15 protein-coding genes and 1 pseudogene are annotated in these 12,650 nt (G+C 36.3%); 11 read left to right on the forward strand and 5 right to left on the reverse strand.

Going from position 1 to position 12,650, the window contains the following annotated elements:
- Nucleotides 1-81 precede the first annotated feature (81 nt).
- The 3 genes and pseudogenes from QNH17_RS13070 to QNH17_RS13080 all read left to right on the forward strand — a co-directional run bounded on the left by QNH17_RS13070 (nt 82) and on the right by QNH17_RS13080 (nt 2,201).
- Nucleotides 82-538: pseudogene (locus tag QNH17_RS13070) on the forward strand (2-thiouracil desulfurase family protein).
- 219 nt (nt 539-757) lie between these two features.
- Nucleotides 758-1,327 (forward strand): histidine phosphatase family protein, encoded by a 570-nt coding sequence (locus tag QNH17_RS13075; RefSeq protein ID WP_283879079.1) that lies wholly within the window; start codon nt 758-760, stop codon nt 1,325-1,327.
- 229 nt (nt 1,328-1,556) lie between these two features.
- The gene (locus QNH17_RS13080; protein WP_283879080.1) at nt 1,557-2,201 is read left to right on the forward strand and encodes a LysE family translocator; all 645 of its coding nucleotides are present in this window, start codon (nt 1,557-1,559) and stop codon (nt 2,199-2,201) included.
- A 168-nt stretch (nt 2,202-2,369) separates the two neighbouring features.
- On the opposite strand, the gene QNH17_RS13085 is transcribed toward QNH17_RS13080, so the two are convergent.
- Both QNH17_RS13085 and QNH17_RS13090 read right to left on the reverse strand, forming a co-directional pair.
- Nucleotides 2,370-2,687, reverse strand: coding sequence for a hypothetical protein (locus QNH17_RS13085; RefSeq protein ID WP_283879081.1), 318 nt, complete (start codon nt 2,685-2,687; stop codon nt 2,370-2,372).
- 157 nt (nt 2,688-2,844) lie between these two features.
- Nucleotides 2,845-2,979 (reverse strand): hypothetical protein, encoded by a 135-nt coding sequence (locus QNH17_RS13090; RefSeq protein ID WP_283879082.1) that lies wholly within the window; start codon nt 2,977-2,979, stop codon nt 2,845-2,847.
- 275 nt (nt 2,980-3,254) lie between these two features.
- On the opposite strand from QNH17_RS13090, the gene QNH17_RS13095 reads away from it, so the two are divergent.
- Nucleotides 3,255-3,803 (forward strand): CBO0543 family protein, encoded by a 549-nt coding sequence (locus QNH17_RS13095; protein ID WP_283879083.1) that lies wholly within the window; start codon nt 3,255-3,257, stop codon nt 3,801-3,803.
- 312 nt (nt 3,804-4,115) lie between these two features.
- A complete protein-coding gene (locus tag QNH17_RS13100) occupies nt 4,116-4,568 on the forward strand; it encodes a YoqH family protein (protein ID WP_283879084.1) in 453 nt (150 codons plus the stop codon).
- A 456-nt stretch (nt 4,569-5,024) separates the two neighbouring features.
- Here the strand turns inward: QNH17_RS13100 and QNH17_RS13105 are convergent, their stop codons facing one another.
- On the reverse strand, nt 5,025-5,804 hold the full coding sequence (locus QNH17_RS13105; RefSeq protein WP_283879085.1) for an SDR family NAD(P)-dependent oxidoreductase: 780 nt from the start codon (nt 5,802-5,804) through the stop codon (nt 5,025-5,027).
- Between the two features lie 362 nt (nt 5,805-6,166).
- Here QNH17_RS13105 and QNH17_RS13110 point away from each other — a divergent pair, with 362 nt between their 5' ends.
- From QNH17_RS13110 to QNH17_RS30015, 3 genes are all read left to right on the forward strand, one after another.
- On the forward strand, nt 6,167-7,147 hold the full coding sequence (locus tag QNH17_RS13110) for an SDR family oxidoreductase (RefSeq protein WP_283879086.1): 981 nt from the start codon (nt 6,167-6,169) through the stop codon (nt 7,145-7,147).
- Between the two features lie 18 nt (nt 7,148-7,165).
- On the forward strand, nt 7,166-7,330 hold the full coding sequence (locus tag QNH17_RS13115) for a hypothetical protein (protein WP_283879087.1): 165 nt from the start codon (nt 7,166-7,168) through the stop codon (nt 7,328-7,330).
- Between the two features lie 138 nt (nt 7,331-7,468).
- Nucleotides 7,469-7,651: a DUF1835 domain-containing protein gene (locus QNH17_RS30015; RefSeq protein WP_372447615.1), complete on the forward strand. Its 183-nt coding sequence runs from the start codon at nt 7,469-7,471 to the stop codon at nt 7,649-7,651.
- A gap of 536 nt (nt 7,652-8,187) precedes the next feature.
- On the opposite strand, the gene QNH17_RS13120 is transcribed toward QNH17_RS30015, so the two are convergent.
- Together QNH17_RS13120 and QNH17_RS13125 are read right to left on the reverse strand one after the other, a co-directional pair.
- Complete coding sequence (locus tag QNH17_RS13120) at nt 8,188-8,364, reverse strand: hypothetical protein (protein ID WP_283879088.1); 177 nt, start codon at nt 8,362-8,364, stop codon at nt 8,188-8,190.
- A gap of 156 nt (nt 8,365-8,520) precedes the next feature.
- Entirely contained in the window at nt 8,521-9,201 is a 681-nt protein-coding gene (locus QNH17_RS13125; protein ID WP_283879089.1) for a helix-turn-helix transcriptional regulator, read from the reverse strand.
- Nucleotides 9,202-9,361: 160 nt separating this feature from the next.
- Between QNH17_RS13125 and QNH17_RS13130 the strand changes: the two genes are divergently transcribed.
- The 3 genes from QNH17_RS13130 (at nt 9,362) to QNH17_RS13140 (ending at nt 12,432) form a co-directional block, all read left to right on the forward strand.
- Complete coding sequence (locus QNH17_RS13130; protein ID WP_283879090.1) at nt 9,362-9,751, forward strand: RidA family protein; 390 nt, start codon at nt 9,362-9,364, stop codon at nt 9,749-9,751.
- A gap of 352 nt (nt 9,752-10,103) precedes the next feature.
- Nucleotides 10,104-11,177 carry a sugar phosphate isomerase/epimerase family protein gene (locus QNH17_RS13135; protein WP_283879091.1) on the forward strand — a complete coding sequence of 358 codons (1,074 nt, stop codon included), beginning with the start codon at nt 10,104-10,106 and terminating at the stop codon, nt 11,175-11,177.
- Nucleotides 11,170-12,432 carry an MFS transporter gene (locus tag QNH17_RS13140; protein WP_283879092.1) on the forward strand — a complete coding sequence of 421 codons (1,263 nt, stop codon included), beginning with the start codon at nt 11,170-11,172 and terminating at the stop codon, nt 12,430-12,432. Before QNH17_RS13135 ends, QNH17_RS13140 begins: the two co-directional genes overlap by 8 nt.
- The last annotated feature ends 218 nt before the right edge of the window (nt 12,433-12,650 follow it).

Consider the following 12,650-nt stretch of genomic DNA (forward strand, 5'->3'; position numbering starts at 1 on the left):
CCCTTTCTTATTCAACAAACTGGCAGGAGTTGAACAAGAAAATATTTGGTAAAATTGGACTTAGCAGAAAGGGGTTAGTAAATGATATTGGTGAGTTCCTGCTTAGCAGGGTTAGATGTGAGATATAATGGGACAAATTGTTTAAATGATAAAATAAGTAAATTGGTAGAAGAAAATAAAGCTATTACAATATGTCCTGAATTACTTGGTGGATTTTTAACGCCAAGAGAACCAGCTGAGATAATTGGTGGAAATGGAGAAGATGTTCTGGATGGAAACGCTAAAGTAGTTGATAAATCAGGTAAAGATGTTACCCAACTTTCATAAAAGGAGCATATTCTACGCTAGAACAAGCTATTGAATTAAATGCGACTTTGGTGGTTCTAAAGGAAAATAGCCCATCTTGCGGCAGTTCAACCATATATAACGGTGAATTTACCGGAAAAAAATTATGGGGATGGGAGTCACTTCTGCTTTACTAAAAAGAAATGGATTAAAAGTAATTTCAGAAGAACAATTTGCAGATACCTTCCTTTAGTTCTCAACTAATAATGGCGTTTTAATATTGTTTGTTCTATAGAGATTGTGAAATAATGTACTTAAACAAACGGGTGCTTGAATTTAAGAAGGAGAGGTTGCTGTGGCAGCTTTTTTTATTGAACTAACGGCGCAGTTTAGTTGAAGAAGGATTTCTTAATTCTTTTATAGAATAACAGTTAATGGTAGTAAGTAACGTGTAAATGCTAGGAGAAGAATTATGGAAATATCATTGATTAGACATGGAAAATCACTACTAACTGAAAATGATAAAATAACTTGTTTGGAATTTAAGAAGTGGGTTGAAAAGTATGATTACAACGGAGTGTTTGAAGAGTCAACATATCCCTCGACAACCCTTGAAAAAATTGTAACTGCAAATGTTGTTTTTACAAGTGATTTAAAAAGGGCTGTTGAATCTGCAAGATTATTAAATCCAGTAACGGAGATCATTACTGACCCTTTATTCAGAGAAAAGGAGTTACCTTCTAATGCATCTCAATTATTTAATATGAAATTAAAGCCAAGTGTCTGGGCAATTGTATTAAGAATACTATGGTTCTGTGGTTATTCAAACGAGTGCGAGTCTTTGAATCAAGCAAAATTTAGGGCAAATAAGGCATCTCAACAGCTAATTGATTATGCTAATGAATATAAATCGGTGGCTTTAGTTGGACACGGTTTTTTTAATATGTTAATTGCTAAAGATTTACGGAAAAAGGGCTGGAAAGGTACAAGGAAAAGGGATGCAAAGCATTGGAATTGTATGTCATTTTCCTTGTTCAACTAAAGGGTGCAATAGTTAAAGATTGGAGTTGCTGCGGCAGCTCCTATTCTTATTCCACTAACGAAGCAGGTTAGTGCAAGAAGGAAAACTTTAAACTATCGTTAATATTATAAGTAAGTTCCTGCTCAACACCATTCTTTATTCGAACGGGCGGGTTAATGTAATAAGAGTATTGTGAATATTCCTTCATTACTTTATAGTGATAATATCTATTTACTTCGGAGGTGTATTTATGTTTGATTTTATCAATTTAGATTTTACTAATTTTACAGCTTTTTTATTTGCTTCATTGGTAATATCCATTATTCCAGGTCCAGATGTAGCATTTATAGTAAGCCGTAGCGTTGCCGGAGGTAAAAAGGTTGGAATTGCCACAGCATTTGGGATGCAAGTAGGGATTATGTTCCACATTCTTCTTGCAGCATTCGGACTATCAGCTATCTTGATGACTTCTGCACTTGCTTTTCAAATCGTAAAGTATATTGGTGCCGCGTATCTAATTTATTTAGGAATACAAACTATTCGAGATAAAGAGGGAATAAACATTAATATTAAAGAAAATCAAGGTGGTATGTGGAAAGCTTTTTGGCAAGGAGCTATAACTGATATTTTTAATCCGAAAGTTGCTTTATTTTTCCTTACTTTTCTCCCACAATTTATTAATCCCGACAAAGGGAACACTTTTTTCCAATTCATATTTCTAGGAGTGGTTTTTGGATTGCTTGGTTTAATAATTGATGTTTGCTATTCAATTATTGCGAGCTCGATTAGAAATGTTTTAGCAAAAAATAAAACTGTAATGCAATGGCAGAAAAAGGTTAGTGGATTTACTCTAATTGGTTTAGGAACTTGGTTAGCTTTTGAGAAGAGAAGTTAATCTTCAATTAATGGAGAGCTTAATTAAACAGTGGGGTAGCTGCCGCGACCCTTTTTCTTATTCGGCTACTGGGTGAAAGAGTGAAATAAACAACGCATTTGAGATGCGTTGCTTTATTTCCTTCTGTATTAGGTACTTGATCAAAAGGAATCACATGACTTCGAGTACCTAATGGTCATTAGCTGAAGTATCATCATATTCCTCTAATATTCCTTCAATAAGTATAGATTCACCTTCGGACATGTCAAATTGAAGGGAATTGTCTGTATCAATTACATGGTCCATCCTTGCTGGGGCAATACTTACATAATGAGCCTTGTCTCTCTGCCACAAAAACTGACTTTGCCTTTTATCAAATTTTCTATTACTTTGCACAGTACCTACAGCAGTAGCTAGTGATCCAAAAACCTCCAAATTATTACAGGGATCATCGCCTTCATGTTCACATATAAGTCTAACCGCTCTAACCAAAACTCTTTTAAACATTAATATTTCCTCCCTTTTAATTGTAATAACAAATTTATTGTTAATAAAATGTAAGAAAATATTAAAGTCTTTTGCAAACGGATGTTTTGATTCATCTAAACGACCCTTTGCAAAAAAAGCCCTTCGATAAGCTCGAAAGGTTTTTTTAGTTCCGCTGCTATTCTTTTGATAATCGTTTTAATGCTTCGTAATTATCTTGAATCGACTTTTCTATCAGTTTCTTTCTGACTTTTTTTCTAAACTCAGGATCCTCTTTCATCCGCTCTTTTATGGATTTCTTTTCTTCGTTCATAATAATTCTTTACCAACAGGAGGACCAAAATCAATTCTTATGGGCGGTAATAGGTGTCCTACTAGACACAAGTGGTTTAATTATTCTTTTTTGATTTATATTTTTAGGGATTCTTTTAATTATCTATCATTAACTCTTCAATTAACGGGTGCGGGAGTTAAAGACGGGATGGCAGCTGCGATCCCTTTTCTTGTTGAGCAAACGGAGCAGAATAGTTGAAGAAGATGTGGTAAAAACTATCAGACGATAAATATATTGAAAAAGGTGAATTTTCGATGACATACCAAGAAGGATTGAACCAAGTTGATAAAGCAACTCAAAAAATTACTGAAGCAAATCAGTTAATTGTTGAAGCAATAATGAACGCTTTCTTATTTACTTGGCAATGGTGGGTTGCATTAGCTATGATGGTTATCCCTTGGGTTATTTGGGGGATATTCCGTAACCGTGAGAGTTCAGCTCGTATTTTTTCGGCAGGTTTATTGGTGATGGTTTTATCAGAGATTCTTGATACGGTTGGGGTCAGTTTTGGAAAGTGGGCTTACCCAGTGAAGTTAGTCCCCGTAGCAACAATAAACTTTTCATTCCGGCTTTCTGTTTTACCTGTGTTTGTAATGGTATTGTTGCAATATAAGCCTGGCTTTAATCAATATTTAAAAGCAGTTATTTTTGGTGGATTAGCTGCATATGTGGGAATACCAGTATTAGGTATGATTGATTTATACAAGAAAATTGATTGGGCTTATACATATTCATTCTTTATTTTAACTTCATTCTATTTAATCGCTCACTGGTTTAGTCGAAGGAATTCCTTTTTACAATAAAAATTTTACCCCTTAGAAATTTTGATCATCTAAAGGGGGCTTATATGTTGTGATGCCGATTGTTCAAAATGGGCTTAAAGACAAAAGCGAAATTGTTAAAGGACAATCAACCGCAGCCTTAGATGATATTAACTTTTTTACTGAATGAAGAGTTATTCTTGTTAAGCTAACGGATGCTTGAATTTAAGAAGGAGAGGTTGCTGTGGCAGCCTTTTTTTATTGAACTAACGGGCAGTTTACTTGAAGAAGGATTATCTATATTTAGAACATAATGAGGGTAAATTAACCAAAAAGAATTGTAAGAGGTGCATTATGAAACGATTTATTTTAAGCATATTTATCATCTCAACTTTTTGTATTTATCCTTTACAATTAAAGGCAGCAACCTTCCCTTGTACTATGGTCTTGGAACCAACAGATAAAAAACTTGAAAATGCAAAGGGTACAGCATTAATTTATAAAGTGCGGTTGCGTCCGCCTAGTTTCGCACGAACTAATATTAGTATCCTTGGAGTTCACCTTCCTGAACCATCCTCTTTTGGCAATTACGACAGTTATGAAGGATTCGCTTTTAAGCCGAGTGAAATAAGTTGGCGTTTCAGACTTTATCCAACTCCAGAAATAGATAGTCCGACTTGGGCAGGAAGAATTGATGAAATAACAGCAAAGATGGAAAATGTAAAAGTGCAGGTTCGTCTTTCTAATTCAAAGAATGAAAAATTGGGACCACCTATATTAAGAAACAATATTAATAAGTGTAAGTGACTGTAAGCTAAGGTGCATTACTTCAACAATGAGGTAATGCCTTTTTATTATAAGATAAACCATCACGTCAACAATTTTTATGAAGGTTTCTACCAAGAAAATCTTGTGAAGATTTACACTTAAACTATCGGGTGCAAGAGTTGAAGAAATGATCGCTGCGGCGGTCTTTTTTGCTTGTTATGCTAACGGGGCAGGTTAGTTGAAGATGGAATTCTTGCCTTGGCTATGGATAACAGATGTTGTAAAACTATGCAGAACCCGAAGGAACAAAAGCGGAAGCGCGTAGATGAAAGGCGTGAGTCTAGACAAGCTTGCGAGAAAGTTTGCTCTTTAGTCTTATTGTCTGATTGGCTTATAACCGTGCCGGAGCCGGACATCTCATAAAATATAAAAAATAATCACAGGGACAGCTCTACTTCTTCAAAGAGAAAAGAATCCGTCCCTGTGATTAAAAACTTATTTTCTTTTGAGAAGCCAGTCTTGAAAATCGGTGGCAACTATTCTTTCACCTGTGATTCCCTCTGCAGCAGCTGAGGCTAAAAAAACAATCGGTTCGGCCATAACCCGTGGATCTAATAGCTGGAATTTTGATTCAATCTCTTTTCGAACTTCGTCTGGAATCATCCCGGTAGTAGTCGCACCACCCGGTAAAAGCATATTCACCATTATTCCATATTCCTTTAAATCTTCTGCCATTATATATGAGAGTGATTCAGTGGCTGCCCTCGATGGTCCATAAGGTACAAAACCCTTTCTTTTCATAGTCTCATGATTCATAGATATATTAATGATTCGCCCATGACCTTGTTCCATCATTAAAGGAGCAAACCCTCGAGCTACTAAAAAATATCCTGTGAGATTGGTATCAATTAAATCTCGAAACCCCTCTGGTGTTACTTTGAAAAATGGCTGAGGCTCGACTAAAAAACGCGGATTTACTGTCCTCATCCCAATTCCCGCATTATTGACGAGAACATCCAGCTTCCCCCATTCTCTTTTCACCCATTCGACCGCCTGATTGACGGATTGTTCTGATCGAACATCCAAAGGAATTCCAACAGCAGGATAACCCTCGCGCTTTAACTTCTCTACTGCTTGATCCAATTTAGTTCCAACTCTAGAAGCTAACGCCACCGTGGCTCCAGCCTGAAGCAAAGCCTCCGCCATGGAAAATCCTAGGCCGCTTGAAGCACCTGTTACGAGGGCATGGATATTTCTTAACTCTTTTGTATTCATTGGCATTTTTCCTCCGAAATGTTATTAGACCACCACTGACTAATACAGTATTCTATCAAATCATCACTTTTATACTTTGCCAAAAAAGTAAGCTAGAGGGTTTTCGGGCGCAGTAAAAAAGGGGCAGAATAGGGAAAAATCAATTTTTAAGCGAGGCGGATCACGATTTCGAGCAACCACTGAACAATTAACTATCTGGTGGCGCCTAAAGGTCAGTTCAATAAAAAAAAGGTGTCTCTTTTGAGGAAGAATGCGCTTCTGTGTTGAAAGTAAACAACTTTTTTCACACCTTTTTTTACTTTATTTGTAGTGAACAACATATATATTCTATAGAAGAAAATTATTTTCTATAGGAGGTTTCGATGGATCAAAAGGATCAAAGTCGTCAATTAGACCAAATAAAGCAAATGCAAGACATGTTTAAAGCGAACATGAAAACTCAGCCATATCCCATGTACCCTAATTATGGGAAAATCACACGTTACCAAGAAATTCCGATGAATTTACCTGAACAGCGACAGCTGCGCCATCCCGGAGTGGAAAAATTAATGGTGCCCCTCCCAATTATCGAAAATCCGAACTATAGAGGGAGTGGAAAGTTATCAGGAAAAGTAGCACTTATTACAGGGGGTGACAGTGGTATTGGTGCAGCAGCAGCAATTGCGTTTGCAAAAGAAGGCGCAGATGTTGCTATTGCATACTTAGATGAACATGAAGATGCAAATAGAACAAAAACTAGAATTGAACAACTCGGACAACGTTGTTTACTTATGCCTGGAGACTTGCGAGACAAACAACAGTGCGTCTCCATTGTAGAACAAACAGTAAATACGTTTGGACGTCTCGATATTCTTTGTAACCACGTTGGTATCCAATTCCAACAACTAAGTCTGCTTGACATTACAGATGAGCAATTCGATGACACCTTCAAAGTAAATATATACTCTCATTTTTACACAACAAGAGCAGCAATTCCTCATTTAAAACCAGGCAGCTCAATCATTGGCACTACTTCAGTGGTGACGTATGTAGGTGAGCAGCAAATGATTGATTATACAGCCACAAAAGGCGCAATAGTTGGCTGGACACGTGCCTTGGCTAAAAATGTCGTGAAACAAGGGATCCGAGTCAATGCCGTCGCCCCCGGCCGAATCTGGACCCCGCTTATTTCAGCAAGTTTCTCGTCAGACCAAGTCGCTGTATATGGAGCATTTAATCCAATGGAACGAGTTGCCCATCCATTTGAACTCGCACCAACCTTTGTCTATCTTGCTTCTGATGATTCCCGTTTTGTAACTGGTCAAGTTCTTCATGTTGATGGGGGAGAATCCACACATTCATAATGGAAGGAGGTTACCATTTTGAGATATGAATTTAATCCAGAAGTAAAGTTATTGCTAGTAAACCATTCAAATGAAAAAGTAACGATGGTCTATATGGAGGATTCCTGGCCAATGCCTAAAATTGGACGCAGACCACCATACTATTGCTACCCAAGTTATGAGTTGAATTATCCAATAATCTAATAATAACAGACTTGTGGGGAAGTCCATTCAACATTTCGCTTAGGGATCGCAATTATACTAACTTTCAATTCATCAATTTTAACTTATAAGAAAATAGGCAGTCTTCCTCACGATTATTAAATTTCCCGATTAGTTTCTATCCCAGAAAATATTCCAATTATTATATGGGTATCAGAGAATGCGAATGAACAAACAGGGCTTCTCTTTACGATGTCCTTATTAAGGGAACGAAAAAATAACATCTTTTTCATAAATACCGGACAGTTGTATAAAGAAATATTTAAGTCAAAATCAATTTGGCGACAGGGAATTTGGGCTTAAAAGGCATATTGAACAAATAAAGGATATCATTAAAGCTTTGCTGTAAGAGAAATGGGAGAGAGCGACAGAAGCAGAAACAGAAAATAGAAAAAACTACAAAGCTGTAATGTTTATGAAGAAAGATAACAAATGTAATTAACATTCTCCATTCAGGTCTATCGCTTTAGGAAGAATTGTAGAGCAAAGAAATTCCACCACATAATCATTTAAACATTTATTGTGAAGAAATGTACTTCACTAACGGGTGCTATAGTTGAGCAAGATAATCTATACTCCTTAGAAGTTCAGAGCAAAAAATTAGCCCTCAATCGAGGGCCCAAGAATATATTATTAAGGGGGTCTATGAAAGGTCTGTCCTTTCATACCTGTATCTTAACTCATTAAACTTAACTAATTATTAATAATATAACTATTCTTTTCGTTTGATCCAGCCACCCTAGAAGGGAATTTTATCGCTATCAAAGACAGCCTCTATATCTCCAAAGTGAAAAAATTCTTTTTGATCGTGGTTCATCATCTAAGACAGCTCAAAAACCTCAAAAACCTACTCTTTCGTCCTCTAATTGTGTTATATGGCCATGATAATAAATTTCTTCTTCGTCCTCTTTAACTGTCCAAAAGCGAACAACAATCCTTACATAGCCACCTTCATGAAAAGGGAAATCTGTTAGTCCTGGTCCGTATATGCTACCGTCTTTGTACTTTACTTTCATTTGTGGCCCCTCCGGAGAGTAGTAATTTAGAAAATGTACCTCAACCGATAGATGGAGAAATCCCGATATAATTGAAACAGGGTCATAAATAATTCACAACATACCGCAAAGTGAATCCTCCGAATCTTTTAGGTTTTCGCAAACCATCCAGACAGATTATTTGATTTTATTTAAATATCTATAAATAGTGGCTTCGGATACATCTAAATATTTGGCTATCTCGCTTACGCCGCCTTTAAGTAAAAAAGCTCCCTTTTCATTCAGTTTTTTGACCACTTCTATTTTTTCTTGCGATGACATCCGTTCTGGCGGAATGTCATACTCTGCTAAAACCCCTTTAATAAGAGATAAGAGAAGTTCCTCAATATTTTCTTCAAAATTCTCAAAAAGATGTGTATCAAAGATAGGCTTTGATGACTCAACAGGATCATTTGTGGGTTTGTCAATCATGATGAATTGATCCAAAATGTTGCGAGCGTTTATAACATCTGAAATATCCATGTTAACACAAATCATACCAATGATTTTGTTCGTTTCATCTTTAATAAAATAGCTCGAAGAACGGAGCGTCTTATTCTTTTTTGAGTTACTTTTATAATTGCAGATATAGTTTCGATCTTTATAACTTTCTTCTTTTAATATTTTCAAGGCAAGATCCGTAATAGGGCTATTAACCTTTCTTCCGCTAACATGTCCATTCACTATTTCAATAATAGAATGATCAGGGTTCGTTACATCGTGTAAAACAACTTCACAATTCCCCCCCATTATGTCAGCAATAAAATGCACCATGGGAATATACTGTTTCAGTTTTTCGACATTTGTCACTACCATCATTCATCGCACCTTCAATTTCCATTTGTCATTTTTAGTTTAGCAAAGATTTTTTAAATTTTAAACAAATAATTTTCTGAAATTTTAGTTGTTGTAATAATAATTTTGCGTTACAATAAAATTCAATCATAATAATAATTTTTTATCACATGGAGGAATTACGATGAAAAACACTATTTCAACGAACAATGCACCAAGTGCTATTGGACCTTATTCTCAAGCCGTAAAATTGGGTGACTTTCTTTTTGTATCTGGACAACTTCCGATTCACCCAGGTACAAATGAAATGCCGCAATCCGTTGCAGAACAAACGAAGCAATCATTAGAAAATGTAAAAGCCATTCTAAAAGCAGCGGGGAGCGATTTACAACATGTCGTGAAAACAACTGTATTTTTAAAAGATATGAATACGTTTACGCAAACGAATGAAGTATATCAATCGTACTTTACTGAAAATTATCCAGCTAGAAGTGCAGTAGAGGTTGCACGTTTGCCAAAGGAAGCATTAGTTGAAATCGAAGTCATCGCTTCTATACCATGGAGTAATCAGTAGCTTCAAGTCACTCTATAAACTTTGTCATCTTGTCTTCATTTGAACAATCAAAATAAAAACACAAAAAATGGTTTACGCTTGTCGTATTAAACCTGGGTGTTTTTAAGCTCCCACGGTTAAAAGATCCATTTTACGTTCCGATGATGGATTATTTTCATTTATACTCGTGGAGGTTAATAACTCATTTTCTTATAACTTTTCGGTTTTTAACTCACTAAATATGCATACTCTCTGATGAGAATCTAAATGTTAGATTGATCCCTACGCGAGTATAGTAATATATTTTATTGAAAAATCTTTAAGAATAACGAATGGTTCATTCTTATAAAAGGAAATTTTGGAGGGAATAGTTATGTCCGATTTAGTAAGTTCATATTTTGAAAAATCGGTTTCACGAAACGTCTTACCGACAGATGCGAAACCACCGGAGTTTACGGCAGATTTAGCAAAAAAATTGCTAGATCGTATCCGCAAAATTAAAATCCATGCCCACGCTTATGCATTACTCACAAACTTGACTCATTATAAGTGGAAAATAGAGGACATGCTCTATTTTGCATACCAAAATGAGCTTAATGGATTAAATATTCATTTGGCGGATGGCGAGTCTGGTAGTCTCGGGAATATAAGTGACGATGAAAGAAAAAAGTTTGCGGAACTAGCAAAAAAACTGGACCTTGAAATTGTCTTAGAGGCTAGCAGCACAGATAAAGCTACCGTCGATAAACTTTTTCATATTGCAAACGTGATGGATGTGCATAATTTGCGTGTGTACGGTCGCTATGAAGGTCCTCTTGATGTGGTGATGGACAAAATAACGGATGACTTGCATTACATCACAAGCTTGGCAGAAAAACATGATTGTTATGTAGATTTTGAGCAGCACGAAGAATTAAAAAGCCAAGAAATCGCTACCATTCTAAAACAAGTAAACAGCAAGCGTATTCATGCTTTATTTGACTTTGGAAATATGATTAATGCCGACGAAGCGCCGATGGAAGCCTTTTTTAACTTAGCTCCTTTTATCAGAACAGTACACATGAAAGGAGTAAAAGTTGTAGATTACGGTGGAAGTACAGGACATTATGGCGTTCTTCAAGGTAGTGATCAAGATGAAATGCCCAGCGAACGGTTTATTTATGAATTACTCATGCTAGGCGACGACAAACCGCAAGTAAAAACCTACTGTTTGGAGCAAGAAAATCATTATGTTGCTCCGCCATTTCGCTCAAAGGATGAGGGGAAAAATCCGTTTATCAAGTTTAGGGACATAAGTGAAACTCCAGTCCCCGAGGGCATGACACTGGAGAAAATGCTGGCTTTGGAACCTGTATGGGCATATAATCAGCTAAAGTATTTTAGAAAGGTTTTAAACAAATTTGAAGTATTATGCGAACTCAAAATTATGGAGGGCACTCATGAATAACTCTGTTGAAAACAATTCGTTTTGGACAAAAACGAATATTATTAGACTCTGTGCATTTTTGTTGGTTTCCGGTACAATTTATAAAATTGCATTTATGGCAGACGTATTCTATGACCAAATGCAAGAGTTTATGGGACTAAGTAATACGCAAATTGGTCTACTAGATACAGTTAACTCATTCGTTGCAATGTTTGGTTTCCTAATTGGCGGCGTTTTAGCGGATAAAGTAAAGATTCGCGTACTTGTTCCTCTTGGTTTATTCTTAAATGCAGTCATGGGAATCTGGCTTGCTATGAACCCACCATTCTGGGGAATGATTGTAATATTTAGTGCTTTGGCAATTGGAGCGGACTGTTTAGTGTGGTCTGCACTTTTGAAAGCGGTGGGTAAGCTAGGTGGGAACCAAGATCAAGGAAAAGCTTTTGGTTTCTTTGAAGGTGGAAGAGGTGTCGTAGATACTGTTGTGGCATTTGGTGCTCTAGGTATTTATGTGGCAGTTGGAGAGAGCATGAAGGGTTTAAGTTATTCAATTTTATTCTATTCGATGATAGATTTAGTACTTGCTGTTGCAATGATTTTTATTCTTAAAGATGTTTCAGTCTCAAAGACAGATGAGTCTGACAATAGTTATAGCTGGAGTAATATTAAAAATGTTTTACGTAAAAAAGAAGTTTGGCTCGTTGCGTTTAACGTATTTATGGTGTACTTTGTATACAAAGGATTAAAATATTTTAATCCATTCCTAGCAAATGAGTTTAATGTACCCGCGGTAATTGCAAGCGCTTACGGTATAATCAATGCTTATTTTTTGAAATTTGTTGGCGGACCTAGCGGCGGCTTAATCGTTGATAAATTGAAAAACCCTGCAAAATACATTAAGTTGTGCTTTGCGATTTTGATTGCGCTTTTGGGAGTAATTGTTTGGTTCACATTTGTAATGCCGCCTGTCATGGTAATGGTTGTATTACTGTTAGTATTTTCAACCGTTATATACTCTATGAGAGGTACATTCTGGTCGCCAATGGGTATGATTGGACTGAAAGAAAATGAAACAGGTACAGCATTTGGTATAGGTTCTTTTATTGGTTATGCTCCGGGTGTATTTGCTTCAATCCTTTTTGGAGCTATCTTAGACAATTTTGAGGGTATGATTGGGTTCCGTATTATTTTTATTTCCTTGGCAGTTCTATCAGTTGTTGGATTCGGGGTAGCACTTACGCTTCAAAAACGTATTAGCAAAATTAATAATATTTAACTACGAAAAGCAGCAATATCACCCCGTTCTCCTGTAAAGAGGATGGGGTTTCTTCATTGAATGAGCGAAGTGGAAAAATGGAGACCCCATTTAAATAAACAATTGCCTTACATCATTCAATATAGCCACATAATTTGAACAAACCTCGTATTTTTTATGAAATTTTTAGCCCCGAAAAAAATGCTGTGATTTTGACGTCACAGTCAGCTCATTTGCTC

This window comes from Neobacillus sp. SuZ13 (genome assembly GCF_030123365.1).
In the GTDB taxonomy this organism is placed as follows: Bacteria; Bacillota; Bacilli; order Bacillales; family Cytobacillaceae; genus Neobacillus.

Excerpts from the sequence above, each read along its gene's own strand:
- QNH17_RS13075 (WP_283879079.1), top strand. The coding sequence starts at position 758 with ATGGAAATATCATTGATTAGACATGGAAAATCACTACTAACTGAAAAT.
- QNH17_RS13080 (WP_283879080.1), top strand. The coding sequence starts at position 1,557 with ATGTTTGATTTTATCAATTTAGATTTTACTAATTTTACAGCTTTTTTA.
- QNH17_RS13085 (WP_283879081.1), bottom strand. The coding sequence starts at position 2,687 with ATGTTTAAAAGAGTTTTGGTTAGAGCGGTTAGACTTATATGTGAACAT.
- QNH17_RS13090 (WP_283879082.1), bottom strand. The coding sequence starts at position 2,979 with ATGAACGAAGAAAAGAAATCCATAAAAGAGCGGATGAAAGAGGATCCT.
- QNH17_RS13095 (WP_283879083.1), top strand. The coding sequence starts at position 3,255 with ATGACATACCAAGAAGGATTGAACCAAGTTGATAAAGCAACTCAAAAA.
- QNH17_RS13100 (WP_283879084.1), top strand. The coding sequence starts at position 4,116 with ATGAAACGATTTATTTTAAGCATATTTATCATCTCAACTTTTTGTATT.
- QNH17_RS13105 (WP_283879085.1), bottom strand. The coding sequence starts at position 5,804 with ATGAATACAAAAGAGTTAAGAAATATCCATGCCCTCGTAACAGGTGCT.
- QNH17_RS13110 (WP_283879086.1), top strand. The coding sequence starts at position 6,167 with ATGGATCAAAAGGATCAAAGTCGTCAATTAGACCAAATAAAGCAAATG.
- QNH17_RS13120 (WP_283879088.1), bottom strand. The coding sequence starts at position 8,364 with ATGAAAGTAAAGTACAAAGACGGTAGCATATACGGACCAGGACTAACA.
- QNH17_RS13125 (WP_283879089.1), bottom strand. The coding sequence starts at position 9,201 with ATGATGGTAGTGACAAATGTCGAAAAACTGAAACAGTATATTCCCATG.
- QNH17_RS13130 (WP_283879090.1), top strand. The coding sequence starts at position 9,362 with ATGAAAAACACTATTTCAACGAACAATGCACCAAGTGCTATTGGACCT.
- QNH17_RS13135 (WP_283879091.1), top strand. The coding sequence starts at position 10,104 with ATGTCCGATTTAGTAAGTTCATATTTTGAAAAATCGGTTTCACGAAAC.
- QNH17_RS13140 (WP_283879092.1), top strand. The coding sequence starts at position 11,170 with ATGAATAACTCTGTTGAAAACAATTCGTTTTGGACAAAAACGAATATT.